The 23,993-nt window shown below is 61.8% G+C and carries 37 protein-coding genes; 26 read left to right on the forward strand and 11 right to left on the reverse strand.

The window, feature by feature from the left end:
* The gene (locus E8Q40_RS02895) at positions 1–459 is read right to left on the reverse strand and encodes a hypothetical protein (RefSeq protein WP_137042975.1); all 459 of its coding nucleotides are present in this window, start codon (positions 457–459) and stop codon (positions 1–3) included.
* Positions 460–795: 336 nt separating this feature from the next.
* Here E8Q40_RS02895 and E8Q40_RS02900 point away from each other — a divergent pair, with 336 nt between their 5' ends.
* Together E8Q40_RS02900 and E8Q40_RS02905 are read left to right on the forward strand one after the other, a co-directional pair.
* Positions 796–2,412 carry an FAD-dependent oxidoreductase gene (locus tag E8Q40_RS02900; RefSeq protein WP_137042976.1) on the forward strand — a complete coding sequence of 539 codons (1,617 nt, stop codon included), beginning with the start codon at positions 796–798 and terminating at the stop codon, positions 2,410–2,412.
* 11 nt (positions 2,413–2,423) lie between these two features.
* Positions 2,424–2,831, forward strand: coding sequence for a Rieske 2Fe-2S domain-containing protein (locus E8Q40_RS02905; RefSeq protein ID WP_137042977.1), 408 nt, complete (start codon positions 2,424–2,426; stop codon positions 2,829–2,831).
* A 4-nt stretch (positions 2,832–2,835) separates the two neighbouring features.
* Here E8Q40_RS02905 and E8Q40_RS02910 read toward each other — a convergent pair whose 3' ends face one another.
* A complete protein-coding gene (locus tag E8Q40_RS02910) occupies positions 2,836–3,453 on the reverse strand; it encodes a hypothetical protein (protein WP_137042978.1) in 618 nt (205 codons plus the stop codon).
* Between the two features lie 150 nt (positions 3,454–3,603).
* Between E8Q40_RS02910 and E8Q40_RS02915 the strand changes: the two genes are divergently transcribed.
* The 18 genes from E8Q40_RS02915 (at position 3,604) to E8Q40_RS03000 (ending at position 15,347) form a co-directional block, all read left to right on the forward strand.
* Positions 3,604–5,292 (forward strand): ATP-binding protein, encoded by a 1,689-nt coding sequence (locus tag E8Q40_RS02915; protein ID WP_137042979.1) that lies wholly within the window; start codon positions 3,604–3,606, stop codon positions 5,290–5,292.
* Between the two features lie 161 nt (positions 5,293–5,453).
* Positions 5,454–5,774: an iron-sulfur cluster assembly accessory protein gene (locus E8Q40_RS02920; RefSeq protein WP_137042980.1), complete on the forward strand. Its 321-nt coding sequence runs from the start codon at positions 5,454–5,456 to the stop codon at positions 5,772–5,774.
* 65 nt (positions 5,775–5,839) lie between these two features.
* Positions 5,840–6,130: a NifU family protein gene (locus E8Q40_RS02925; protein WP_137046558.1), complete on the forward strand. Its 291-nt coding sequence runs from the start codon at positions 5,840–5,842 to the stop codon at positions 6,128–6,130.
* A gap of 12 nt (positions 6,131–6,142) precedes the next feature.
* The gene (gene nifS / locus E8Q40_RS02930; protein ID WP_137042981.1) at positions 6,143–7,333 is read left to right on the forward strand and encodes a cysteine desulfurase NifS; all 1,191 of its coding nucleotides are present in this window, start codon (positions 6,143–6,145) and stop codon (positions 7,331–7,333) included.
* A gap of 58 nt (positions 7,334–7,391) precedes the next feature.
* Complete coding sequence (gene nifT / locus E8Q40_RS02935) at positions 7,392–7,607, forward strand: putative nitrogen fixation protein NifT (RefSeq protein WP_137042982.1); 216 nt, start codon at positions 7,392–7,394, stop codon at positions 7,605–7,607.
* Positions 7,608–7,611: 4 nt separating this feature from the next.
* Complete coding sequence (locus E8Q40_RS02940; protein WP_137042983.1) at positions 7,612–8,481, forward strand: SIR2 family protein; 870 nt, start codon at positions 7,612–7,614, stop codon at positions 8,479–8,481.
* Between the two features lie 311 nt (positions 8,482–8,792).
* Positions 8,793–10,355: a nitrogenase cofactor biosynthesis protein NifB gene (nifB, locus tag E8Q40_RS02945; RefSeq protein WP_137042984.1), complete on the forward strand. Its 1,563-nt coding sequence runs from the start codon at positions 8,793–8,795 to the stop codon at positions 10,353–10,355.
* 39 nt (positions 10,356–10,394) lie between these two features.
* Positions 10,395–10,619: a 4Fe-4S binding protein gene (locus E8Q40_RS02950; RefSeq protein ID WP_137042985.1), complete on the forward strand. Its 225-nt coding sequence runs from the start codon at positions 10,395–10,397 to the stop codon at positions 10,617–10,619.
* Between the two features lie 9 nt (positions 10,620–10,628).
* Positions 10,629–10,958: an iron-sulfur cluster assembly accessory protein gene (locus tag E8Q40_RS02955; protein WP_137042986.1), complete on the forward strand. Its 330-nt coding sequence runs from the start codon at positions 10,629–10,631 to the stop codon at positions 10,956–10,958.
* Positions 10,959–10,977: 19 nt separating this feature from the next.
* Positions 10,978–11,514, forward strand: a complete 537-nt coding sequence (locus tag E8Q40_RS02960) for a hypothetical protein (RefSeq protein WP_205995770.1) — start codon at positions 10,978–10,980, stop codon at positions 11,512–11,514.
* Positions 11,504–12,280, forward strand: a complete 777-nt coding sequence (locus E8Q40_RS02965) for a 4Fe4S-binding leucine-rich repeat protein (RefSeq protein WP_137042988.1) — start codon at positions 11,504–11,506, stop codon at positions 12,278–12,280. The genes E8Q40_RS02960 and E8Q40_RS02965 overlap by 11 nt, the downstream gene beginning before the upstream one ends.
* Positions 12,277–12,600, forward strand: coding sequence for a nitrogen fixation protein NifZ (locus E8Q40_RS02970; protein WP_137042989.1), 324 nt, complete (start codon positions 12,277–12,279; stop codon positions 12,598–12,600). Before E8Q40_RS02965 ends, E8Q40_RS02970 begins: the two co-directional genes overlap by 4 nt.
* Positions 12,600–12,839, forward strand: a complete 240-nt coding sequence (locus E8Q40_RS02975; protein WP_137046559.1) for a nitrogen fixation protein NifZ — start codon at positions 12,600–12,602, stop codon at positions 12,837–12,839. The genes E8Q40_RS02970 and E8Q40_RS02975 overlap by 1 nt, the downstream gene beginning before the upstream one ends.
* Before the next feature lie 16 nt (positions 12,840–12,855).
* Positions 12,856–13,215: a hypothetical protein gene (locus tag E8Q40_RS02980; RefSeq protein WP_137042990.1), complete on the forward strand. Its 360-nt coding sequence runs from the start codon at positions 12,856–12,858 to the stop codon at positions 13,213–13,215.
* 48 nt (positions 13,216–13,263) lie between these two features.
* The gene (locus E8Q40_RS02985) at positions 13,264–13,533 is read left to right on the forward strand and encodes a hypothetical protein (RefSeq protein ID WP_137042991.1); all 270 of its coding nucleotides are present in this window, start codon (positions 13,264–13,266) and stop codon (positions 13,531–13,533) included.
* Between the two features lie 32 nt (positions 13,534–13,565).
* Complete coding sequence (locus E8Q40_RS02990; RefSeq protein WP_370455273.1) at positions 13,566–14,738, forward strand: DegT/DnrJ/EryC1/StrS family aminotransferase; 1,173 nt, start codon at positions 13,566–13,568, stop codon at positions 14,736–14,738.
* 37 nt (positions 14,739–14,775) lie between these two features.
* Positions 14,776–15,084: a 2Fe-2S iron-sulfur cluster-binding protein gene (locus E8Q40_RS02995; protein WP_137042993.1), complete on the forward strand. Its 309-nt coding sequence runs from the start codon at positions 14,776–14,778 to the stop codon at positions 15,082–15,084.
* A 38-nt stretch (positions 15,085–15,122) separates the two neighbouring features.
* A complete protein-coding gene (locus E8Q40_RS03000; protein ID WP_137042994.1) occupies positions 15,123–15,347 on the forward strand; it encodes a hypothetical protein in 225 nt (74 codons plus the stop codon).
* A gap of 138 nt (positions 15,348–15,485) precedes the next feature.
* Here E8Q40_RS03000 and E8Q40_RS03005 read toward each other — a convergent pair whose 3' ends face one another.
* Positions 15,486–15,770 carry an aldehyde dehydrogenase gene (locus E8Q40_RS03005; protein ID WP_137042995.1) on the reverse strand — a complete coding sequence of 95 codons (285 nt, stop codon included), beginning with the start codon at positions 15,768–15,770 and terminating at the stop codon, positions 15,486–15,488.
* On the reverse strand, positions 15,767–16,423 hold the full coding sequence (locus E8Q40_RS03010; RefSeq protein ID WP_137046560.1) for a glutathione S-transferase family protein: 657 nt from the start codon (positions 16,421–16,423) through the stop codon (positions 15,767–15,769). Before E8Q40_RS03010 ends, E8Q40_RS03005 begins: the two co-directional genes overlap by 4 nt.
* Before the next feature lie 154 nt (positions 16,424–16,577).
* On the opposite strand from E8Q40_RS03010, the gene E8Q40_RS03015 reads away from it, so the two are divergent.
* Genes E8Q40_RS03015 through E8Q40_RS03030 form a run of 5 tightly spaced genes read left to right on the forward strand, consistent with a single transcriptional unit; the run spans position 16,578 to position 19,903 of the window.
* Positions 16,578–16,886, forward strand: coding sequence for a hypothetical protein (locus E8Q40_RS03015; RefSeq protein ID WP_137042996.1), 309 nt, complete (start codon positions 16,578–16,580; stop codon positions 16,884–16,886).
* A gap of 9 nt (positions 16,887–16,895) precedes the next feature.
* The gene (locus E8Q40_RS03020) at positions 16,896–17,345 is read left to right on the forward strand and encodes a Rieske 2Fe-2S domain-containing protein (RefSeq protein WP_137042997.1); all 450 of its coding nucleotides are present in this window, start codon (positions 16,896–16,898) and stop codon (positions 17,343–17,345) included.
* A gap of 10 nt (positions 17,346–17,355) precedes the next feature.
* Positions 17,356–17,664: a DUF6156 family protein gene (locus E8Q40_RS03025; RefSeq protein ID WP_137042998.1), complete on the forward strand. Its 309-nt coding sequence runs from the start codon at positions 17,356–17,358 to the stop codon at positions 17,662–17,664.
* Positions 17,661–17,828 carry a hypothetical protein gene (locus E8Q40_RS21870; protein ID WP_168197723.1) on the forward strand — a complete coding sequence of 56 codons (168 nt, stop codon included), beginning with the start codon at positions 17,661–17,663 and terminating at the stop codon, positions 17,826–17,828. The genes E8Q40_RS03025 and E8Q40_RS21870 overlap by 4 nt, the downstream gene beginning before the upstream one ends.
* A 47-nt stretch (positions 17,829–17,875) precedes the next feature.
* The gene (locus E8Q40_RS03030) at positions 17,876–19,903 is read left to right on the forward strand and encodes a thioredoxin domain-containing protein (protein WP_137042999.1); all 2,028 of its coding nucleotides are present in this window, start codon (positions 17,876–17,878) and stop codon (positions 19,901–19,903) included.
* Positions 19,904–19,921: 18 nt separating this feature from the next.
* Here E8Q40_RS03030 and E8Q40_RS03035 read toward each other — a convergent pair whose 3' ends face one another.
* Complete coding sequence (locus E8Q40_RS03035) at positions 19,922–20,161, reverse strand: hypothetical protein (protein ID WP_137043000.1); 240 nt, start codon at positions 20,159–20,161, stop codon at positions 19,922–19,924.
* 25 nt (positions 20,162–20,186) lie between these two features.
* Positions 20,187–20,432 carry a hypothetical protein gene (locus tag E8Q40_RS03040; RefSeq protein ID WP_137043001.1) on the reverse strand — a complete coding sequence of 82 codons (246 nt, stop codon included), beginning with the start codon at positions 20,430–20,432 and terminating at the stop codon, positions 20,187–20,189.
* 70 nt (positions 20,433–20,502) lie between these two features.
* Between E8Q40_RS03040 and E8Q40_RS03045 the strand changes: the two genes are divergently transcribed.
* The gene (locus tag E8Q40_RS03045; RefSeq protein WP_137043002.1) at positions 20,503–20,856 is read left to right on the forward strand and encodes a hypothetical protein; all 354 of its coding nucleotides are present in this window, start codon (positions 20,503–20,505) and stop codon (positions 20,854–20,856) included.
* 16 nt (positions 20,857–20,872) lie between these two features.
* Here the strand turns inward: E8Q40_RS03045 and E8Q40_RS03050 are convergent, their stop codons facing one another.
* The 5 genes from E8Q40_RS03050 to E8Q40_RS03070 form a co-directional block, all read right to left on the reverse strand.
* The gene (locus E8Q40_RS03050) at positions 20,873–21,205 is read right to left on the reverse strand and encodes a hypothetical protein (RefSeq protein WP_137043003.1); all 333 of its coding nucleotides are present in this window, start codon (positions 21,203–21,205) and stop codon (positions 20,873–20,875) included.
* A gap of 65 nt (positions 21,206–21,270) precedes the next feature.
* Positions 21,271–22,038 (reverse strand): dienelactone hydrolase family protein, encoded by a 768-nt coding sequence (locus tag E8Q40_RS03055; RefSeq protein ID WP_137043004.1) that lies wholly within the window; start codon positions 22,036–22,038, stop codon positions 21,271–21,273.
* 21 nt (positions 22,039–22,059) lie between these two features.
* Positions 22,060–22,446, reverse strand: coding sequence for an iron-sulfur cluster assembly protein (locus E8Q40_RS03060; protein WP_137043005.1), 387 nt, complete (start codon positions 22,444–22,446; stop codon positions 22,060–22,062).
* Between the two features lie 127 nt (positions 22,447–22,573).
* Positions 22,574–23,053 carry a hypothetical protein gene (locus E8Q40_RS03065; RefSeq protein WP_137043006.1) on the reverse strand — a complete coding sequence of 160 codons (480 nt, stop codon included), beginning with the start codon at positions 23,051–23,053 and terminating at the stop codon, positions 22,574–22,576.
* 6 nt (positions 23,054–23,059) lie between these two features.
* Positions 23,060–23,929, reverse strand: a complete 870-nt coding sequence (locus E8Q40_RS03070) for a xanthine dehydrogenase (protein WP_137043007.1) — start codon at positions 23,927–23,929, stop codon at positions 23,060–23,062.
* Positions 23,930–23,993 lie beyond the last annotated feature (64 nt).

Below are 23,993 nucleotides of genomic sequence, written 5' to 3' on the forward strand. Positions count from 1 at the left end.
TTAAAGGCTTCTGGGCATCGGGTATCCACTACGGGGCTTGGTATCGTAATAGTCCGGCCTCTCGGGCCAACTGCCCTCGAGAATGAACTTGAACTTGGTCAGGGTGACGGGCGCGCCCTGCGAGCAGGACACCTCCGCGAATTTGACCTCACGATCGCCGGGCCCTGCCGAGAAATCGGCGACCACAGTGCTATCCGCCTTGCGAGCCCGCGCAAACCCCGGTGTGCCGACGCTGGTCGCGAGCACGGTACTGACGACGAAGTTGGGCTTTTCCAAACCGTTAGCGGCGGGTCCGAAGGCCGGTGTCGCGAACGTGAAGGTTGCGAGCACGCCGCTGCGGTCGACCGGCTTGTCCGCCGTGATCGGGCGGGCGACCGAATAAACAGTTAGCGTACCCCCATCGAGCAGGGCCTTAAGCTCATCGACGGAACAATTGACGAAATCCAGTGCGACATTCATCTCGATCTCCAGACGCCGGCAGTTCGTGGAGAGAAGATCAAGATTTGTGCCAGTCGAATTTGGCGCGGAGGCTGCGCAATTCGGGGCCGTTCGGTCCCGAATTACCCAGATAATGCAGGTCTTTGTCTCAATTCCGACACTCGCGGCGATTTGCGACACCGCTAACGAACGGGCCGGCCCGGTGCGCCTGGTGCGCCCGGAGTGGAGGACGGTCCTACATCCGGGTCGCGATAATGGTCATCCGAAATCATGCGGTACGGCGCTGCTGCGGGCGGTCGCGGAGTTTGCGTGATTCTTGCAAGGTCCTGTTGGCTGGTTGTACGTGAAGGATAACCGATGCTGGAGACGGCGATTGTCGGCGGCGGGATCTGCGGCTTGGCTTTGGCGCGGAGCCTGCACCGCCAAGGCCGAAGCTTTGCACTGTTCGAAGCGCGTCCGCGGCTGGGCGGGCGCATTCTCTCGGTCACCTGCATTCGGTCTGGTGCGGCGATCGATCTCGGCCCGGCCTGGTTCTGGCCGGAGACGCAGCCGCTGGTGACGGGGTTGATCGCCGAGTTCGGGCTCGCGCACTTCCCACAGCACGATCAGGGCGCGCTGCTTCATCTGCGTGAGGCCGACAAGACGCCCGATGTGATGGTCGACAAGCCGGTTCACAATGGCGCACGGCGCCTGGAAGGCGGCATGGCAGGTCTCGTGGGCGCGCTTGCCAAGGACCTGCCGCGCGATTGTTTGCGCTTCGATCATGTTCTTACAGGCATGCGTGACGGCGGCGATCATGTCGCGCTCACCTTGCGCAGTGGCGACCACCTCACCGAGGTCGTGGCGCGGCAGGCGGTCATAGCCCTGCCGCCGCGGCTGGTCGAGGAGCACATCCGCTTCGAGCCCGGTCTCGACGAGGCGACGCGAACTGCGTTGCGTGAAACCGAAACCTGGATGGCCGCGCAGGCCAAGGTCGCCATCGGCTATGACCGGCCGTTCTGGCGCGACGCCGGGCAATCGGGCAATGCCTTCGTCACGCACGAACAGGCCGTCGTCGGCGAGATATTCGACGCGTGCGATGCGACCGCCACCAAGGCGGCGCTGGGTGGTTTTCTCGCTTTGTCGCCGGAACTGCGGCAATCCTTTAGCGCTGGCCTTCCCATGCTGATGACGAGCCAGATGATGCAGGTGTTCGGCTCGGCGCTCGAACACGGCGAGCAGCACTATCAGGACTGGGCGACGGAACCCTTCACCTGCAGCACGCGCGATCGCGCTACGCCGCGCGCCGAACATGTCGACTTTTCTAATCCGCTGCTGCGCCGCGCCTTATGGAACGGCAAGCTCCACTTCGGCGGCTCGGAAACGGCATCGCGCGGCGCCGGCTACCTCGAAGGTGCGCTGGAGGCCGCGCGGCGCATCCAACGCGCCCTCGGTCGCGCCGACGACGCCACGGCGCCGGTGGAAAGCGCATCGACCAATGCCGCCAGCCTCGCCCGCTTCAGCGCCTGGGTAGCGGCGCAAGGCGAGACGGCCTTTGACAAATACCATCAGCACCTCAACCGCAGCCTCGCCGCCCAGAAAAAGCAGCAACTGACGCAGTGGGCCATTCTCGGATCGGTCGAGGAGATCTACGGCGAGGCGCTCGAGGTTCTCAACGATCTGCGTTTCGACATGAGCGCGGTGGCGGTCGAACGCGGCCGCTCGGCGCTCATGCCCGACGTGCAGAAACCGTTCCGCGACCTCATGCAGGCGCTCCTGGACGATGTCATCGCCTTCAACCGGACATCCTGCGCGTTGTCGAACTTTCCCGACGAGCATCATCCGTCCAAAGAATACATGCAGACTATTCTCAGGGATGTCGCCGCGGTCTGGCAGGAGTTTTCGCTGTCGGCCAACAGGCTGCTGCTGGCCAAGGCGGAAACGGCGTCGGGCCGCCGCCCGCAGACCGGCGCGGCGACAGGCATGTCGTTGTAGAAGAGGGCATTATGGATTCCAGCGTCGCCTATGTCGTTTGCAGCATGAGCGATATCCCGAGCCAGAAGGCCAGGGGTTTTCAGCTCATGCGGGTCGAGGAAGACGGCACCAAGCGGCCGTGGTCCATTATCGTGGTGCGATGGGGGCGGCAGGTCTTCGGCTACGTCAACAAGTGCCCGCACGACGGCGTCAATCTCGACTGGGAGCGCAACCAGTTTCTCGATCCCAACGGCATCCGGCTGATGTGCGGCAAGCACGGCGCGCTGTTCGAGCTCGGCACCGGCCAATGCGTCGATGGGCCGTGCAAGGGCCGGGCGCTGATGCCGGTCGCGCTGAGCGTCCTCGACGGCGACATCTGCGTGACCGGTGTCACACTGGTCGAAGACGAGGAGGCACTGCCCGACGAGCAGGACGCGTAAGCGCTCAGACTGGGCGGTTTTCGTTGCGGTTCTTCACCGGCTCCATCCTGGCGAGACCCTGCTCGTAGGTGATGGTTTCGTACTTGGCCTCGAAGCCGCGCGCGGCGTCGAGGACATAATCGAGTTTGCCGGCGGTATCGAGCTTCTTGATATCGTTCTTGTCGATGCTCAACAGATCCATCGTCTCCTTCCACACCGTCGATTCATCGCATGGCAGGACATAAAAGGGGATGTTTCGCAGGCTCAGCCGGTATTTCGCCAGCAGGTCGATATTGTTGCAGAACATGAAATACGTCCCGGCCGGGCTCAGGAGGCCGTCCAGCACCTCGGATGCGGTCTCAAGGTAAGCAAAGGAGTGCAGGTAGCCGGCGAGCACCGGGATGGTTGCTTCACCTTCCTGAGCAATGGCCAGCACTTGCTCGATTGAAAAATCGGGCGGGCGCTTTTCATCCGCGAGCTGAGCCTGGAATTTGAGGGCGATGTCGCCCCGGAAGCCGAACCGGCCGGGCTTTGTCGTCGGGCTCCTAAGGACCGCATTGAGAAGGCGCCCTTCCGCGTCGAGCCGGGCAAAGGCGGTCTTATCGATCGTCGAGGGCTTCTTCTCAATCGTTGTCGTCGACATAACATTCTCCGCATTGATGTCGGGTTGTTTGTCGTTGTCGCCCGACCGCCTTCAGGCCCATGCAAATAGCCTGCCGGTCTGCGTGTGGCGCGAATTGTGCAGTTCTTCAGGACGAAGCGTCGACTTTCCGACAAAAGCCGCCACACGACCATGAAGCTGCAGATAGAACGGCCCCACATCGAGGCGCTCGTGACCAACTTCCCCGGTCTGGCGCCGCTCAAGGAGCAGTTGCGCTTTGGCGACCGGGCGGAGGTTGCGTTTAGCCGGCTCTCGAATGCGGAGCTCAACTTCCTGCAAGAGCTCTACGAGCGCGCGGGGCCGGAGATGCGGGCCCGTTCGGCACAGATCGCAACGCTTCAGCGTGTTTTCGACGGCGATGACACGCGGTTTGCCGCCGATGATCTCGAATCGGTGCTGCCGGCCATCGCTCGCTACCTGATTGCGAATGCCATTCGCGGCTGGATGTTCACAGCGAGTGTGGCGAGCCGGCCCTTGCCTTACGTCGTGACCCGGCTCGATTACACACCGCCCTCGAATGACGAGACCGGGCGGATATTCATCGAATTGAAGGCCAATGCGAAAGGGACGATCACATCGACCACGTTGCGCATTTCCGCCGGCGATGTTGTCGGTAAGACGGTGGCGGAAATCTTCGCCGCCAAGGGGTTCCTGAAGGAGACGCCCGAGTTGATCAAAGCCTATGACGAGACGGCGGAGCGATACTTTGCCTGGCGCGGTCAATACGGCGCGCAGTTCTCCGGCCGGGGCACCGGCTTCTATGCCGAGGATCCGAACTCCTCGCATCGCGACACGGATTGGTCGCGCAAGGACGTCGTCGTGCTGTCGTCCGGCGGTGGGGCGGCGCGTCTCGTCAATGACGAAAGCATTCTGACGACGCGCGCGCTGACGCTCGACGTCACCGGCGACATTCTTGGCCAGTATTTGCGCAAGGCGGCCAAAAGCAATCTCTACAATGCCGAGGGCGAGGTGGAGGAATCCAAGGCCGCGATACCGAACGGATTGTTCTGCAGCATTCCGGTCCACGCCTATGTTCTCATGTTCCACCTCGATCTGCATCACCATGTGTGGGTTCATGTCGATGACATGAGACCTTACGCCTATCAGCCGGACCTGAAGCAAAAGCTGATCCTGCCCGAGGAGCAGACCGATCTCATCGACATCCTCACGGCGGAAATGGATGTCCTGATGGATGACATCGTGGCCGGAAAGTCGGGAGGAACGACGGTCCTATGCGCGGGCCCGCCCGGAGTCGGCAAGACGCTGACGGCCGAGGTCTATGCCGAGATCATTCAGCGGCCGCTCTACCGTGTCCATTCCGGCCAGCTCGGGCTCAATGTCGCTGCCATGGAGAGCGCCCTCAAGGACGCCCTGACGCGTGCCCAGCGCTGGGGCGCCGTCATGCTGATCGACGAAGCCGACGTGTACATCAAGCGCCGCGACGACGACATCACCATGAATGCCGTGGTCGGCGTCTTCTTGCGCGTCCTGGAATATTTCAACGGCCTCTTATTCCTGACGACCAATCGCATCGACGATATCGACGAGGCCATCGTTTCACGCTGCATCGCGCTCATCAAGTTCTACCCGCCGGATACCGAGGCCCGCCGCAAGATCTGGACGGTGATGGGACGGCAGTTCGCGCTCGATCTCGATCGGGTGTTGATCGACGCCCTGGTCGATGCGTTTCCGACGGCGTCCGGCCGCGACATCAAAGGCCTCGCCAAGCTTGTCGCCAAATATTGCTGCCACAAGAAGACCGGGCCCTCGCTGGAGGTGTTTCGGCGCTGCGCCGTGTTCCGGGGCATCGACCTCGATTAACCGCGTCGGCGGGCAGCGGCCCTACGCGCCGTGTCGGAAAGCCAACACGCGTCGCAAATGCGACAGCCTAAGCTCGGAAACACGTGTCTGCCCAATGGATTGGTAGGTGGCACAGGTCTTGCGACTTGGCTGTCGAGCTACTCGACATCGAAGGGCGAGCCATGATCAACCTCACCGACAGCGCATTGAATGCGGTACGAACTGCAATCACCGGGGCGGCGACGCCGGTTGGCGGTCTGCGCATCCAAGTCGAGGCCGGCGGCTGTGCCGGCTACAAATACATGATGGGTCTCGTCAACGAGGCCGAAGTGGACGACACGGTGATCGAGCGCGACGGCGTGAAGGTGTTCGTGGACATGAAGAGCCACGAGCTCCTGGCCGGCACGACGATCGATTTCGTTGTTGCCCTCGAAGGGTCCGGTTTCACGTTCGAGAACCCGAACGCGACGTCGAGCTGTTCCTGCGGGAAATCATTCGGCTAGCCCATCACCCCCAGACCTTTGGCGTTCGGCGCCTGGTTAGACTTCGTTTGGAGAAAGCCTGGATCATGCTGGTTGAACCTGAGCAATCGAAGCAAGCGGTGACTGCGGATGCGCAGCGCGAGGAAATCATCAAGGCGGTGATCGAGGAGATCCGCCCGAACTTGCGCCGCGATGGCGGCGACTGCGAGTTGATCGAGATCTGCGGCAACAAAGTGATGGTCAAGCTCACGGGAGCCTGCGTCTTCTGCAAGCTCAGCAGCGCGACGCTCGAAGGCATTCAGGCGCGTCTTGTGGAAAAGCTGGGCGAGCTTGTGCGCCTGATTCCGGTCGCTGGTCCGGCGAGGGTGTCGCTTTAACCGAGGCATTCCGTGCGCCCGATTTATCTCGACAACAATGCGACGACCCGCACGGACCCGGCCGTCGTGGATGCGATGCTGCCGTTTTTCTCCGAACAGTTCGGAAATCCGTCGTCGGCCCATGTTTTTGGCGCCGAAGTCGGCGAGGCGATGAAGCAGGCGCGCCGGAGTTTGCAGGCGTTGATCGGCGCGGCATTCGATCGCGAGATCATCTTTACCTCGGGCGGCACGGAATCGGACAACGCGGCCATCCTCTCCGCGCTCGAGACGCAGGAGGGGCGGGACGAGATCGTCACGACGAGCGTGGAGCATCCGGCGATCCTGTCGCTGATCGAGCATCTCGAAAAGTCGCGCGGGATCAAAGTTCATCGGATCGGGGTCGATCGGCATGGCCGCCTTGATCTGGAGGCGTATCAGCAGGCGCTTGGGCCGCGCACCGCGATCGCGTCGGTGATGTGGGCCAACAACGAAACCGGGACCATCTTTCCGGTCGAGCAGCTCGCCAAATGGGCGCATGCCGCGGGCGCGCTCTTCCATACCGATGCGGTGCAGGCGGTCGGCAAGGTTCCGATCGACCTGAAGGCCACCGAGATCGATATGCTCTCGCTGTCGGGACACAAGCTGCATGGCCCCAAAGGCATCGGTGCCCTCTACGTGCGCAAGAACGTGAAGTTCGCACCGCTCATCCGCGGCGGCCACCAGGAGCGCGCGCGGCGCGGCGGCACCGAGAATGCGCCGGCTATCGTCGGGCTGGGAAAGGCAGCCGAGTTCGCCATGGCCCACATGGAGGAGGAGCGAACCCGCATCCGCGCCTTGCGCGATCGGCTCGAGCAGGGCGTTCTTCAGCAGATCGGCCATTGTTTCGTGAACGGTGACGACCAGAACAGGCTGCCGAACACCTCCAACATCGCTTTCGAATATCTCGACGGCGAGGCCATTCTTCATCACATGAACAAAGCGGGTGTCGCCGCGTCGACCGGGTCGGCCTGTACGGCCGGTTCAACCGAGCCCTCGCATGTGCTCAAGGCGATGAATGTGCCCGACGTGGGCCTGCGCGGTGCCATCCGCCTTTCTTTGTCGCGCGAAAATACGGACGAGGAAATCGAGCGTGTTCTGGATCTGCTGCCCGAGATTGTCGCCCATGTGAGGACGCTGTCGCCCGCATGGCAGGAACGGCGAGTCAATGCTGCGCGTGCGGGATGAGTGAGATTGAGTCAATGACGAAGTGGAAGACGGCGGTGCCGACCTGGGAGTTGAAGTTATGAAAGTGATGATCCGCCGTTCTCCGGAGGTCGGCCTGTCGATCTACGTGCCGAAAAAAGATCTCGAAGAGCCGATCGTCGAACAGGAGCATGAGACCCTGTGGGGCGGCTGGATCCGCATCGCGAACGGGTGGGTGCTCGATCTGCCGGAGATGGCGGCGGGTACGACGCTGCCCATCACGGTCAATGCACGCAAACGCGGTGACGAGGAGTGATCCGATGAATGCCCCCGTGCTGGCCGCCGATATTCTGAAACTGGCCGATGCTGAAGCGGTTCTCACCGATGTTGTCGCGCAATTGCGCGCCGGAGAGGTCATTCCCTACCTCGGGCCGGGCCTTGCGGAGCTTTCCAAGCCGGCCGCGCCGATGACGCCGGAAGCGCTCGCGGCCTTCTTCGGGACGAAAGTCGCTCTGCCGCGGCGGGCGAAGGGCAATGCCTGGGCGTCCGCCCAGCACATCGAGAGCATGAAGCATCGTTCGACCGTTACGGCGCTGATGACCGAAGCTTTCGTACCGCCCGTCGAGCCGACGGCGCTGCATCGTTATCTCGCCTCGTTACCGCTGCCGATGATTGTTGACACCTGGTATGACGGTGCCATGCGCGCCGCGCTTAATCAGCGGAACGATTGGGGTGAGGTGCAAGGCATCACCCGCGCCGGCATCGGCGAGGACCGCTGGTATCGCTTTTACGACGCGGCCGGCGCCGAGACGGATCGGTCGGCGGCGGAGAAGTGGGCCACGGTGCTGTATAAGCCGCACGGCAGCATTGTTCCGGCCAAGAATTTTCTGATCTCCGATGCCGACTATGTCGAGGTCTTGACGGAGATCGACATCCAGACGCCGATTCCGGACGTCGTGAAGGAGCGGCGCACGGGGCGGAGCTTCCTCTTCATCGGCTGCCGCTTCCACGATCAGCTTCTGCGCACCTATGCGCGGCAGGCCTCCAAGCGTTCGTCGACCGGGAAATACGCGCTGGTCGAGCCGGATACGCTGACCAAGAATGAACTTCGCTTTTTCTTGGCGCAGGGCATGACGCCGATCGCCGTGCCGCTCCCGCGGGCGATCGAGATCATTCTCGCCGGCGCGTAAACCTTACCCCGATCTTTGGCGCCGCGCCGGTACGCGCAGCGCGACGGTATTTGTATCGCGCTTGCCGTCGGATACAGGCCGCGACCGCTGCGACGTTGCGCCATCGGCCGAGCGCTCATTGTCTGTAACGTTTCCAACATGACGTCGATGTCGGTATCCGCGTGTTGGCAACACGACATCTGTCAATCGTTTTGTAACCCCTTGATCAAACGCACTGAATGCCAACCGCGGAGCAATGGCACGCGAGTTGCTGAAAGGTAGTCCAGAGATTTTGCGGTCGATCGGATCGGCCAGAAATGAGGTTTTCCCCAATGGACACGTCGGTACATCACGAAGCGGCTCAGGTCGGACACGTGGCGAATATCGAAGCCGTCATGCAACAGGTGGCGGAGCACAAGGGCTGCGGCACCTCGGGCGGCAGCGGCAAGGCGAGCTGCGGCTCGGCGGCGGGGCAGGGCGATCTGCCGACGGAAATCTGGGAGAAGGTCAAGAACCACCCGTGCTACAGCGAAGAGGCGCATCATCACTATGCGCGCATGCACGTGGCGGTGGCGCCGGCCTGCAACATCCAGTGCAACTACTGCAACCGCAAATATGATTGCGCCAACGAGTCGCGCCCCGGCGTGGTGAGCGAGAAGCTCACCCCGGAGCAGGCGGCCAAGAAGGTGCTGGCGGTCGCTTCCACCATCCCGCAGATGACGGTGCTCGGCATCGCCGGCCCGGGGGATCCGCTCGCCAATCCTGAGAAGACCTTCAAGACCTTCGAGCTGATCGCCAAGACGGCGCCCGACATCAAACTGTGCCTGTCGACTAACGGCCTGGCGCTACCGGATCACGTCGACACCATCGCCGGCTTCAACGTCGATCACGTGACGATCACCATCAACATGGTCGATCCGGAGATTGGCGCGAAGATCTATCCGTGGGTGTTCTGGAAGCACAAGCGCTACACCGGCGTCGAGGCAGCCAAGCTCCTCACCGATCGCCAGCTCCAGGGTCTGGAGATGCTCACCGAGCGCGGCATCCTTTGTAAGGTCAACTCGGTGATGATCCCGGGCATCAACGACCAGCATCTGGTCGAGGTCAACAAGGCGGTGAAGTCGCGCGGCGCCTTCCTGCACAACATCATGCCGCTGATCTCCTCGCCCGAGCACGGCACGGTGTTCGGCCTCACCGGCCAGCGCGGCCCGACGGCGCAGGAGCTCAAGGCGCTGCAGGACTCTTGCGAAGGTGAGATGAACATGATGCGGCACTGCCGTCAGTGCCGTGCCGACGCGGTCGGCCTGCTCGGCGAAGACCGCAGCGCCGAGTTCACCACCGACAAGATCATGGCGATGGAGGTCAACTACGATCTCGACAGCCGCAAGGCCTACCAGGCCAAGGTGGAAGAAGAGCGCGTCGCTAAGGTCGCGGCCAAGCAGGAAGAGCTCGAGACGCTCGCCGGCGAGATGAGCGACATCAAGCTGCTCGTTGCCGTCGCCACCCGGGGCTCGGGCCTGATCAACGAGCACTTCGGCCACGCCAAGGAGTTCCAAGTCTACGAACTGTCGACGGCCGGCGCCAAGTTCGTCGGACATCGCCGCGTCGACCTTTATTGCCAGGGCGGCTTCGGCGACGAAGAGAATCTCGAAACCGTCATTCGCGCCATCAACGACTGCCACGCGGTGTTCGTCGCCAAGATCGGCGGCTGCCCGAAGGCGGACCTGCAGAAGGCGGGGATCGACCCAGTCGACCAATACGCGCACGAGTTCATCGAGAAGTCGGCGATCGTTTGGTTCAAGAACTACCTGGACAAGGTCAAGAGCGGCGAGATCGAGCACGTCCAGCGTGGCGATGCGGAAATCCGCCAAGGCGCGCTGATTTCCGCGGCGTAAGCCGCGGGAATCGATGGCCGCATCGTCAGGAGGAAGTCAATGGCGTTGAAAATCATAGCCTCGCAGTGCACGAGCTGTTCGGCCTGCGAGCCCGAATGTCCGAATGTCGCGATCACGGAAAAGAACGGCACCTTCGTGATCGACCCGAAGAAATGTACCGAGTGCATCGGCCATTTCGATGCACCGCAATGCGCGGCGGTGTGTCCGGTTGATAACACCTGCGTCATCGACAATTCGTTCCCGCGCTACCAGCCACCGGCGTGAGGAGGGGCCATGAACTTCACCATCACGCCGGCGGCCGAGAAATTCATCCGCTTCATGCTCCGGACCGATGGCGGTCCGGGCAGCGGCTTCCGCCTCGCCGTCAGTCCTGGCGGCTGCTCCGGATTGGCCGCCGACATCAGCGTCAAGCCCGAGCCGGCGCCGGGCGAGGCGGTGGTGGAGCGCAACGGCATCAAGCTCTTCCTGCCGGCCGAAAGCCGTATCCTGCTCGACGGCGTCACGATCGACTTCGCCGATACACCGGCGCAGACCGGCTTGGTCTTCCATGATCCGAAGGCCACGACCTGCAGCTCGCATCACGATGCCAAGGCCGTTCAGTAGGTGAGGGAGGCGGCTGATGATGGAATCGGCCGTACAGGGCCCGCCGCAATCCCTCACGGAGGATGCGCTGCTGGCGAGTGCGCTGCTCGGCGGCGGACTGCCGCCGGAAGCTGAAGATCATCTGTGGGAGGCCGGGCTCTCCTACCATCTGGACGACGTCGCGGAGGGGCATCTGCGTGAAGCGCAGTCGCTGGCGCCGGGACATGCGGCCGTCCTGATCGGTCTCTATCGGTTCTATTTCTACAAGGGCCGGCTGGCCGAGGCGCTCGAGATCGCCAAGCAGTGCCTCGACAAGGCGGCGCACGAAAACGACTTTCCGGCGGATTGGCGCGATGTCACCGCTGACCACGCCATATTCGGCCGTTACGAGGACATGCTGCCGCGCTTCTTTCTGTTCACCCTGAAGGGCTACGCCTATCTGCACATGCGCCTCGGCAATCTGGACGAGGGGCGGGCGGCGATCATGAAGCTCCTGGAGCTCGATCCGAGCGACAAGATCGGCGCGAACGTGTTGCTCGGCGTTCTCGATCGCATGGGGCTCGACGATGATGGATGATATCGACGAAGCCCGCGACTGGCAGGGCAACGAGATCAATTGTGCTTCCTGCGCGCATCATCTGTCGATGAGTGAAGCGGGGCGTTGCCGGCTCAAGCGCGCCTGCGTCCACGATCGCTACGCCCGGCGTATCGACCGGTTTTTCGACTGGAACCCGGCGTTGGCGAATTCCTATCTGGGGCACTCGCATTTCGAGGTGCGGGCCATCGCCGCTAAGCACGCGTCAGTGTTCCTGCTGCCGCCGCTTCTCGACGACCCCGAGGAGACCGTGCGCTGGAATGCCGCGAAACGCCTGCCCAAGCGGCTTATCCTGCGGATGCGGACCGATCCGCACCGCGAGGTACGCATCCGTATTGTGACGTTGCTAGACGATGCCGAGCTGGTTCCGATGATGGCGGACGCGGACTATTACGTGCGGTTGGTTGTCGCCCGCCGGGTTGCGCCATCCATGCTCCCCAACATGATCGGCGACGAAGAGGCCGAGGTGCGGCGCGTCGTGGCGGGCCGTATCCCGGCCGACTGGCTTGTGCGTATGGCGAACGATCCGGATGCCGCGGTGCGACTGGAGGTCGCGCGCCGCCTGCCGCCTCCTGTGTTGCATCGGCTCCGGCACGATATGGACTGGCGGGTGCGTTACGAGGTCGCGAGCCGGATTGCTGTCGAACAGATTTCCGAACTGGCGGCCGACGGCGATGACCTGGTCCGGGAAATGGCGCTGGGTCGCCTCTCCAGCAAACAGGAAGTCCTGAGGGAGCGCCCGATATGAGCAATATCGTTCGCGATAGCGACGTTGTCGAGATTTCCGAGCCGCCGTTCTTTTCCTTTGGCGAGAAGGTGCGGGCTAAACGCACGATCCGTAATGACGGGACCTATGCCGGCAAGGAGATCGGCGAGGTGCTGGCCAAGAAAGGCGAGATTGGGTACGTCGCCAGCATCGGCACCTTCTTGCAGCAGTTCTACATTTATGGCGTCGAATTCGTCGAGAGCGGCAACCGCGTCGGGATGAAGAAGAAGGAATTGGACCCGGTCATTCCGCGAGACGACGAGGACGCCGACTTGCCCTTGCCTGGACAGGTGTCGGTATGATGATCGAGCCCAGGCTTCCAAAATATCAGTGGGGCCAGCGTGTGAAGACACTGATTGATCTTCACAACGACGGCTCGTTTCCCGATGCGCCTGCCGAAGCGCTGCTCGTCGGCATCGGCGATACCGGCGAGATCGTCCAGGTTGGAACGCACACCGAAGCGAATATCCCGATTTATCTGGTCGAATTCAGCGAACGTCTGGTCGTGGGTTGTCTCGAAGAAGAGATCAGCCCGGTCTGAAAGGAAAGTTTGCGCCATGGGATCGACGGCACGACGGGAAGAGATGATGCGGCCATCCGCGCATCCGAACGATTTCGATCGGAAGCGGATCGAGCGCGCCATCCAGGAACGCAAGCGCTATCGCTATGTCTCCCCGCGCGTGGCCGCCGTGGAGAACGGTTATCGGGTCGAGAGCCCCTGCTGCTCGCGCAACATCGATCCGACGGGCGGGATCGTCGATGTCGCGCTGCTGCTTCACGACGACGGTCGCGGGAAGTGGCAGCTCTTCCGCAAGGATCACGGCAAAGGAACGTGGGAGCTGCACAGCAGCTACGACCGGCTGCCGGATCTGCTCGAGCGATTGAATGTCGATCCGGAGCGGACGTTCTGGCAGTGAATTTGCACGCTTAGAGACTGCGGTTCCGGGAACACAAAGTTGGTGGCCATGGCATTGAGCGCGGAAGAGCTGACCGAGATCGAGAAGGTGCTGTCCGCGGCTAATGCGGAGACACAGGCCTTCGTCGAGCTGCGTACCAAGTTTCCGCATCTCGCCTGGACGCGATGCGATGCTTCGGACGTGACGGAGGCGCCCTTCCGCAGCTATTCGCGCTTCGACGTTCATCTCCTGGACAGTGCCGACCATTGCGCGCAGATCACCGACGATCCAACCCGTGCCACCGGCGTCATCCTGGCGAAACGGAGCGCGGGGCGATGACCGAGCCGGCTGTCCTGGAAGATATCGAGCCAATGGATATCGGCGTCGAGGAAGAGGCCGATACCTCTTTCATCCCGCTGTCGGATCCCGATATCACATTGGCCGAGCTCGCGGCGGTGGAGGAGGTTCTGCGCTCGTCGCGAGTTTCGAGCGGGCCGAAGGTCGAAGAATTCGAAGCGGCCTTCGCAACCTACCTCGGCCGCAAATATGCGGTCGCCGTCCCGAGCGGCACCATCGGTCTGCTCATTGCGTTGAAGGCCTATGAGATCGGTCCCGGGCACGAGGTGATTGCCTCGCCCTATTCGTTCCGGGAGACCGCCCACGCCGTCAGTCTCGCCGGCGCTAGGCCCGTCTTCTCGGACATCGATTATTGGGCCGGCACATTGGTTCCGGAGAAGGTCGAGGCGCGCATCACCGAGAAGACCCGCGCCATCGTCGCCTGCAACGTCAACGGGCACCCGGCGCCGTGGTCGGCGTTGCGGGCGGTGGCAAAGAAGCACAGCCTTCTGCTGCTCGAGGATTCGACCGAGGCGATCGGTTCGAAATACCAGGGTGCGCTTGTCGGTACATTCGGCGATGTCGCCGTTTTCGACTTTTCTCAGCCCTCGCTTTTGACCTGCGGCGAAGGCGGCATGGTGGTGACCGATGATGTCGATGTCGCCGTCGCCCTGCGGCGGCATTGCTCGCACCGCCTGGAAGAGCGCTCGTCCGTTGTCGTCAGCGCGACGCCTCCGTATCAGGCGGCCATGAGCGACATGGCGGCTGCGCTCGGTCTTACGCAGTTGCAGCGGCTCGACGAAATCCTGGAACGGCGGCGGCTGATCGAGCATTACTACTACAAGCACGTTCAGTCGTTCGAAGGGATCAAGGACCCTTATGTGGCGCCGGAAGTGACTGAGGTGAATTGGTTTCTGTACCTCGTGCACCTGGGAACGCGCTTTTCCAAGTCGAGCCGCGACGCCATTGTCGAAGACTTGCATGTCGAGCAGGTCCAGGCGGCCGCCTACTGCAATCCGCTTCATCTTCAGCGGCACTATTTCGATCTCGGCTATCGGCGCGGCAGTTTTCTGGTGGCGGAGAAAGTGGCGGACCGCGCGGTCGCGCTGCCGTTTCACACTCACCTGAGCGAAGACCAGATCGCCTTCATCGTCGCCACGATGAAGGACGCCTCGATCAATGTCGGGGCCGGGGCGGCGATCTACTGATACGGAATCCGACAATCGAGGGACAAGGAGCATTTCGATGGCGACACTGACGGTAATGCCGATGGGCAAGACGCTCGAAGTGACGGAGGGGACGACCATTCTGGCCGCGCTTATCGGCGCGGGCATCGCGATCAACCACAAGTGCGAGGGTAACGCCAACTGCGGCAGTTGCCATATCTTCGTGCAGGAAGGCCGCAAAGGCGTCTCGAAGATCGCGCGTGAAGAGAACGAAAAGCTCGACACGATCGTCGGCGTCGGATCGAAGTCGCGGCTTGCGTGCCAAACAAAGGTTTTGGGCACCGAGAACATCAAGGTCGAGCTGCTCGGATTTTCATCGGGGCTTTAGCGCGAGCGAAAACGTATTGTCGTACGGGGAGAAGATCGATGGACGCTGACTTAGTCATAATTCACGCGCGCTTCGCGCCGAACGGTACGGTGGTTGAGATCAGCGAACGGCCGTCGGCACTGGCGCCGCAGGACTGGTTCAACTTTCTCAGCGACAGGGCAGGTGACGCTTACCAGACGCTGTCGGGCGGTCGGGGCGTGTTTCGATTGACGAGAGGCAAAGTCGATCAGCTCAAGGCCGAGAGCGCGCCGAACGCGGCGTAGCCGCCGCGCGGCGCGTTATGGTGAGGGTTGGCCGACGAAGCCTTGGCCTCGGGTCTCAACGTCCGGGGTCACGCATTGATGTTTTCGGGCGTGATCCAGGCCTGTCGGGGCAATCTTGCATGGCGCCGCGCTGAGCGGTCAGCTCAGGAACGTGGTCGCGAATAGAGCTTTCTTCTCGGCTGTGTCGAGGCCCTTTTGCACCGGCCACTTGTTCTGAAAAAAGAAGGCCTTCACGTCACGGGTCACTTCCTTGCCGCGGATGTACCAGCGCTCGACGCCGTCCGACGAGATGACCGCCGGACCGTCCGGCCGGTGCACCATGTTATCTTCGAGCCATAATTGGGTGTCGGTGTACAGGTAGCATCCTGCCTTGCGCGACATGTCGTCCTGGTTGCGTTCTTCGATGATGATAATCTTCGTCATGATGATGCTCCCATTTTTTGCATCTTGCCGAGCGCATCGGGATTGTACCCTTCCTCCCGCAGCACGCGTTGGACGGCTGGTCGTGTCAGCATCCGGCGATAATGTGTTGTGAGAGGGTCGGACAGCGGAATGCCGGTCTTGTCGGCCCAGAACTCGACGTAGAAGAGAATGGGATCGACGACAGAGAAATCACTCATCAGATATGCTTTGTCGCCGAGCGCGTGGCTTAGAATCGCAAAGCCCTTGTCGATGATATCGCGGCCAAGTTCCTGGACGGCCGCGTGATCGGATTTATTGCGCGTGAAACTGTTGGTCGCGAAAATGCGCGCAAACCCCTGGCCATGGATTGTGCCGACGATGTAGGCCATGGCCTCGATCGCCCGCGTGGCGTTCTCGGCATCCTGCGGCCACAACCTGGCGCGAGGATAGGCGTGGGCAAGCCAATAGGCGATGGCCGGCACTTCGGTGAGGGAGGTGCCGTCGTGGCGCACCAATGTCGGAATCGTCGATTTTGGATTGATCGCGACATAGTCGGGCTTGAAATGATCTCCGGCCGGCAAGCTGACGATATAGACCTCGAAAGCCTCGTCCAACTCCTCGAGGATGATGTGAATGCCCGTCGAGCAGGAGCCGGGCGTCATGTAGAGTTTCATGGCGGGCATTGGCGATATGTCCTTAAGCGCTGTCGGAAGCCGAACCATGGCCTGCGCCCGGCATGCTTCATGCAATTATCGGGTCAGTCGCGTGTTGATGATGCGATAGAGGGGCGAGTCCGACAGGAATGTCGGATCCGCGACAGGTGTTGGCATGGCAATCGACTTGAAGGCGGCATGGTCCGGACAGGACGTCAGCGCGCTGCTGGCTTCGGTGGAAGACGATCGGAGCTGGCGCCTCGAGGTCTCGGCCGATGGCATCGCGCAGTTGCGCGATTTGAGCAACGTCCCGGATGCGGCTCACGAGGATTCGCTGCACTGCTTCTTCGAGATCTGGGATCAGGGAACGGATTTCGTCGGGCCGGGTGCCGCCAGCGACAAGAGCCTGTGCAGCAAGATCGAGCGCATTCTGCGAGAGAACTATCCCGTGCGCAAAGGTCCGCGGACCCTTTCGGCTCTATGAGACGACGATATGGCGAAAGACGACATCGAGCTTTTCGTCATCTGCGCCGCCGACGGCATCGAACGGGGCGGCGCCAAGGCCTTCAGCCTGTCGCGCCTCAACGAAGACGGCGACAGCCGGCCATTTCCGGTCGTCATCGTGCGGACTCACGCTAATGATTACTTTGCCTATGTGAATTCCTGTCCGCACCAGCACATCTGGCTCAACTTTGGCGCCGGCGAATTTTTCACCCCGGACCGGGCGTTTCTCAAATGCGGCCGTCACGGGGCGACATTCGAGATCGATACCGGGCTGTGTATCGACGGGCCCTGCCAAGGGAAAAATCTGGAGCCCATCGCCGTCACGGTCGTCGATGGCGAGGTCTGTCTGTGCGGTGTCGCGCTCGCGGAAGATGACGAACATCCCAATCCGTTCGAAGAGCTCGACGACACCATGGAAATCATGATTCATCTCGATTGACGAGCGCGTGATGGCGGAAGAAACGCATCAGGACTGTCGGTTCTTCGTGTCCTACAGCGGCGTCAGGCTGCCGTTCAACCTGGTGAATCCGATCGCCGCCGAGACGCTGTCGAACCGAAACACCTTCATCCGGGCCTATTTCAACACGGCGGGAGCGCTTACCGGCTTCGACAAGGTCGTCTACGGCGAAATCGAGCTCTCCCGCCGCTACGAATATCACGGCAATGGCGTGTTGCGGCGTGCCGAAATCGTCATGCTCGAAGAGGATCCCGCGGTATTGTGCTTCGACGAGGCCGGGGCGCCGACGTTAAGCCCATGACTGTCGCCCAACTCCTCGACGAGCTTGCCAAACTTCCGGACGACGCGGTCGTCTTGATGGACAATGGCGGCGGTTTGTCGCGCGTCAGTGCGTTGGAATTCGTCGCTGATCAAGGTCCCGGCGCGCCCGCCGAGGTGATCCTCGTTCCGGACATGAACGAATAGACGCTGGCTGCTTGGTCGAGGGACATGGGCGTCGAAGGACATGGGCGATGAATCAATTGGCCGCAGAGACCAGTCCTTACCTGCTCCAGCACAAGGATAACCCGGTCGACTGGCACGTCTGGTCGGCTGCGACGCTCGCCAAGGCGCAGGCGATCGACAAGCCGATCCTGCTGTCGATCGGTTATTCGGCCTGCCATTGGTGCCATGTGATGGCCGGGGAAAGCTTCGAGGACGTCGCGACGGCGACGCTGATGAACGATCTGTTCGTCCCGATCAAGGTCGACCGCGAAGAGCGCCCCGATCTCGACGCCATCTATCAGAGCGCGCTGTCGCTGATGGGCCAGCACGGCGGCTGGCCGCTCACCATGTTTTTGACGCCCGCGGGCGAGCCGTTTTGGGGCGGCACTTATTATCCGCCCGTGAGCAAGTTCGGCCGCCCGGCCTTTCGGGACATTCTCACGCGAACGGCGGATGTCTATCGACAACAGAAAGATACGGTCGCCAAGAATACGAGTGTGCTGCGCGCCGGCCTGCAACAATTGTCTGAACCGCCGCCGGACAATCTCCTGACGCCCGATACGCTCGATGAAATCTGCCTGAAGCTTGCCGATCTCATCGATCCGGTCGAGGGCGGATTGGGGCAAGCGCCAAAATTTCCGCATTCTCCGGTCCTGGCTTTGCTGTGGCGTGGTTACAAGCGTACCGGCATCGCCAAGCTGCGCGACGGTGTTCTGCGGACGCTCGACCGCATGTCGCAAGGCGGGATTTACGACCATCTCGGCGGTGGCTATGCCCGCTATTCCACCGACAATAGCTGGCTCGTCCCGCATTTCGAAAAGATGCTCTACGACAATGCCCAGCTCATCGAGCTGCTGACGTGGGTGTGGCAGGAAACCAAGAACCCGCTTTATGCGGCGCGCGTGTCCGAGACCGTCGACTGGATGTTGCGGGACATGCGCGTCGAAGGAGGGGCATTTGCCGCCGCGCTCGACGCCGATAGCGAGCATGAAGAGGGCAAGTTCTATGTCTGGACCGCGGCCGAGGTGGAAGCGGTGCTCGGACCGGACGCGCCGCTCTTCAAGCGACATTACGACGTCCACCGCATCGGAAATTGGGAGGGCAAGTCGATCCTCAACCGTTCCGACAAGTCCGATCTCATGGACGCCGAGACCGAGGCAGCGCTCGCCCGCGCACGGGATGCGCTGTTGGCTGTGCGGGAACGTCGCGTGCCTCCCGGTCGCGACGACAAGGTGCTTGCCGACTGGAATGGCCTGGCGATATCGGCTCTGGCGCTCGCCGGCGGCGTGTTTGCGAGGCCGGAGTGGGTGGAAGCGGCGAAGGAGGCTTTCGCTTTTATCGGCACGACCATGACCGCGGCGGACGGACGTCTCTTTCACGCGTGGTGCGGTGGCCGCACCCATCCGGGGACGCTCGATGATTATGCCGCGATGTGCCGGGCGGCATTGGCCCTCTATCAGGTGACCGGTGAACAGGACTATCTTGCTCAGGCCGAGACCTGGGTCGATCTGCTCGATGCCCTGTATCGCGACAACGAGCGCGGCGGCTATTTTCTGACGGCGCGCGACGCGGCCGATCTCATTGTTCGCGTCCGCAACGCGCTCGACCATGCAACGCCATCCGGTAATGGCATGATCGTCGAGGTGCTGGCGTCTCTTTATTACTTAACCGGCAAGCCGGCCTACCGGGATCGGGCGGAGAGCCAAATCGGTGCTTTTGCGGGTGAGGCGGCGCGGAATTCGATTCCGCTGGCTTCGTTCCTCTCCGGTATGGACCTGCTTCTGAACGGCGTGCAGATCGTGGTTCGTACCGGCATTGGGGCAGAATCTCTTCTTGATACGGTGCAGAGTTGCTGTGTCCCCAATCGCATCTTAAATGTATTGGGCGCGGGACAGTATATTCCAAAGGGGCACCCGGCCGAACGCAAGCCAAATATTGGCAATCTGGCGACGGCTTATGTATGCGTCGGCGAAATGTGCTCGATACCCATTACAGACCCGCAAGTTCTGCGCAGTCTCCTGGCGCGACCGCACGCGCAGATGTTGCACAGTGCTTAGGGAGAGGGATTAATCCGGTCAGAGCGGGATGCCGAAAAAATCCTCGTCGTCGCCACCCCAGGCTTTGTGCAGCGAAAAGGCATCCTGCCATCTCACCGCTTCCTTGTCGCTGGCATTGCGGTGGGTGATCTTGCCATTAGGGTTTTCGGCCAACAGGTAGTTCTTGCCGTTTCGAATGAAGCGGGTCAGTGCCTTGGTGTCGGTCGGGCGCACGACGCAACGCGGCGCTTCGTCAATGAGAATGGTCGTGGGGAGCATTCCGGAACTCCTCGCTGTGTTGTCCTCAAAATCCGTCTTCCCGCCGGCCCCAGGGATGTGAGCCGGGAACGAACGGCGCATTGATGCCGGCTTTTTGGATGTCGGCTAAGCTTTTGTAGAACGTGCCCTCATGCACCAGCGTGTCGCTCTTTGTCGTCACCGCGACATAACGCGACGCGGTGTCGGTCTCGCACAGGTAGTCGCCGCCTGGGTCGACGGTGCTGCGCGCGTTTCCATTCCAGTCGACAAAGAAGCCTTCGGCAATCGACATACGAAACCTCGACGAATAGGGGTGCCGCTCGTAACGGCCGGAAGCCTGTATTTGTTTCAGAGCAAAGTTCTTGCCAATCTATCGATGGGGCCTGGTGTTTCGTTTGTCGCAAAGGCGACAGTCCTATATCCCGATCATCGGAGCGCTGCTGGTGCGGCATGACGATTTCGAATGGGGTTTCCGTAACAGCGAGGCGGTTCACATCGCTTATGCGGCAATCGCGGCGAGCCATCGGCAGCAGGGCGTATTGCGGTCGCTGCTTGCGGACCTCCAGCAGCGGAAAGTACCGGTGTTGGCGAGTGTCAAAAGCGGCGATCAGATCGGCTTTTCTGCCACACTCAAGGAACTGGGCTTCGCGCATGAGTGCACGGCAGCCAGTGGCTGGGGCGATCTGTACAAGTGGCAGCCGTCATTGGCCAGCTGACACAAGGGGCGGGCGGTCAGCCTTGGTCGGCCGCTTCTTGCCCGCCTATTCCCAGCTCCTTGAGGCCACTTTCGATGATCAGGCGGCATCTCAAGAGACGCTGATACTCAGCTTTGTCGACCAGGATCTTTTCAGATGATGAGGCCTCGTCGCCGGCCGGCACGGCGGCTTGTGCGGCTTCGAACAGGGTTTTCTCCAGCTGGTAGATCCGTTCGCTGGCCCGCTCGAGATAGGGGAGGGGGTTGGCACGAACATTGGCTTCGTGCAACGCATCCAGGCCCAATAGCGATCTAAAGCGCCGCACGGCATGACGCTTCTTCTTGCCGAAATCGTGCTTGATAATGCCCATGAACCGTTCCCCGGTCACGCAAGGCTGCCGCGTAAGTCGCAAACCTCATTCAGGCGTCACGGGCGTCAAGCCGCGGGCGGCCCGAGATCGTCGTCATCCTTCTTCTTCTTTTTCTTTTCTGTCTTGGCCTGCGCATAGGAACCGGCATTTTTCAGCGCGATCGGGGGCTGACCTTCGACGTATTGGGAAATCCAGAACAAGGTTCTGTCGAGCGCCTTCTGCGCCGCTTCCTCGTGATAGCTGTCGTGCCCATCGTAATTGAAGCCGTGGCCGGCCGCCGGATATGAGAAGGCGCTGACATCCGGCCGGTTGGCGCGAAACTGAATCACGTCTTCGAAGGGGATTGACGGGTCGTTTTCGGCGAAATGAAGCAAAGTCGGGACTTTCCGCTTCTCGTGGTAGTCTTCGACAACGCCGTCGCCATAGTATCCGATCGCGCATGCGACGCCGCTGACGCGGTTGGCGGAGGCATAAGCCAGGTACCCGCCCCAGCCGCAGCCGACAATCGCCACCTTGCCCGCGCTTTTGACGGCGTCGACGGTGGTCTGAATCGCGCCAAGCGGCCAGTCGGCGCCGACTTCCTTCACAAGGGTTGTGCCTTCGGACACGCCTTGCTCATCGTAGCCGAGCTCGACGTTCAGCTTCACGCGATCGAAGAGCGACGGGGTGATGGCGACGTAGCCCTTGGCCGCGAAGCTGTCCGTCAGTTTTCGAATGTCCGGATTGACGCCGAACATGTCCTGAACGACGACGACGGCCCCCTTGGGCGTACCGTCCGGATCGGCGCGGTATGCGGAGAATTTGCTTTCATCGCCGGCGACCAGCTCGATCATGACAGTCTCGCTCCCTTTGAACTACAACAAACCGAGTTCCAATTGGACTTCTTCCGACATTCGCGACCGATCCCAGGGGGGATCGAAGACGAGGTTCACCTTCACGCCGCCAACACCGTTGACGCCGCCGACGGCCTTCTCGACCCAGCCAAGGATTTCGCCGGCGACCGGGCAGCCGGGCGCCGTCAGCGTCATGTCGATCTCGACGAATTGGTCTTTCAATTCGATCTTATAAATGAGACCGAGATCGTAGATGTTCACGGGGATTTCGGGGTCCAGCACGGTGCGAAGCGCCGCGATGACGTTGTCGTTGAGGGTCGGGGCTTCCGGAACGCCAGATACCGGTTCGTCGCCTGCCGTCAGTGGTGTTGCCGACGCGACGTCAAAGTGATGATCGGCTTCCATCATTGTGCTGTTCCTCTCGGCCGGTGTCGGATTTCCGACGTCCTGCACAGGACGATCGCCTATCGGCGTACCGCAGTGAGGTATTAGCAAGGGCGATGCCAGCGCAACGGAGACGCCGTTAACGTTGCGTTCAGCCAATGCCTTCGGCCAGCGCAGCGACGACCGGCCAGCCGACGGCGCCCGTTGGGTCCAGTTCTTTCAGGGCCGCGAGGATCTGCTCGGCCTGCTGCCGGTTGTCTTGCCGGAGATGAATGAAGGCGAGCGCCTTCAACGTATAGAGGGCGAAACGGCCTGCGCCGTCGGGCAGGACCGTTTGTGGCTGCCATTCGCGCCAATCGGCGCTCCAGCCCGCCTGGCTCGCCGCCTCCTTAAGGCCGCTCTCCGCCACGGCCTGCGCCTCGTCGAGATTGCCCTGGTAGGTGTGGATCTTATAGAGGCAGAAATAGGTCGGCAGCTCGGTCGGCGCGGCGGCGAGAGCCTGCCGAAACAACTGGTCGGCGCGTGCGTGATCGTGGCGATAGGCCGCGACGCCCTGCTGGAGCAACGCATTGATCGCTTCGGGCAGATCGCCGAAATTGATGGCGTCGGGTTTTGACAACAAATCAGTCATGCGCGCTCACTTCGCGAAGTGAAGGACACGCGCGGATTTCTCAGAAGCATCGTTTTTGTGAAGCGCGATCGCTTTTTCCACGGCCTTCGCAATGAACCGTCCTCGGCTGTCGATGCCGGTCCAATTGGCGCTTCGTCCGCGCGCATCGACTTCAAGCAGCTTGGCCCCCGCGGGCACCTCGGTGCCGTCGCGAACGACGCCGCGCAGGATGCCGTCAAACGGCGCGCGCACCGGCACGTTGCCGAGATGGCCGACGATATAGTCCTTGAACACGCGTGTGCCGATCTCAATGGCGCTGTGCCAGCGGCCGGCGACGTCGGTGCGGACGAAGCGCTCGCCTCCGCGCGCGCCGAGGCGACGTGAGATGCCGTCGGCCTCATCCGTGGCGCCGGCCCCGGCTACCACCCCCACTTTGCCCGGCCGCGTTTCGATCGCGGCGTCGCAGTTGGCGCCGGCGCAAAAGCCCGGACCGAGACCGATCGTGAGCCGTGCGAGCCGGCGCAAGTCGGGTTTGGTCTGGTACTTCTGCATCCTGGCATCCACCAGGATATCGAGCGTCTGAATGACGATCAGGTCGAGGAGCCCGAGCTCGGTAACAGTGACAGTCGGGCCGTGCCTGAGGTCGGCCCGGATGTCGATACTCGTGACGGCGTGTTTGGCCGTGATGCCGCCGACAGTAGCCGCATCGTCAAACAGCGCATCGTGGAAAGCCATCCTACGCCGGATCACCGGCGGCAGCGGGTCATGCGACAACACGACGTTATGGCCGCGGCGGTGTAGGTGCACCGCAACAGCGGAAGCAATCTCGTTGGTGCCGAGAATGACCGCGAAGGGAATATGTCGTCTCGGTCGGCTCTCTGGGCCTGAGTTTCGCATGGTTCGCCCTTGATTGCGCTCAAGGAAGCAAAAGCCAGGCCGCTGCGAAAAAGTGGGTTTTCAC

Origin of the sequence: Pseudolabrys sp. FHR47 (assembly GCF_005153485.1) — a bacterium.
GTDB lineage: Bacteria > Pseudomonadota > Alphaproteobacteria > Rhizobiales > Xanthobacteraceae > Pseudolabrys.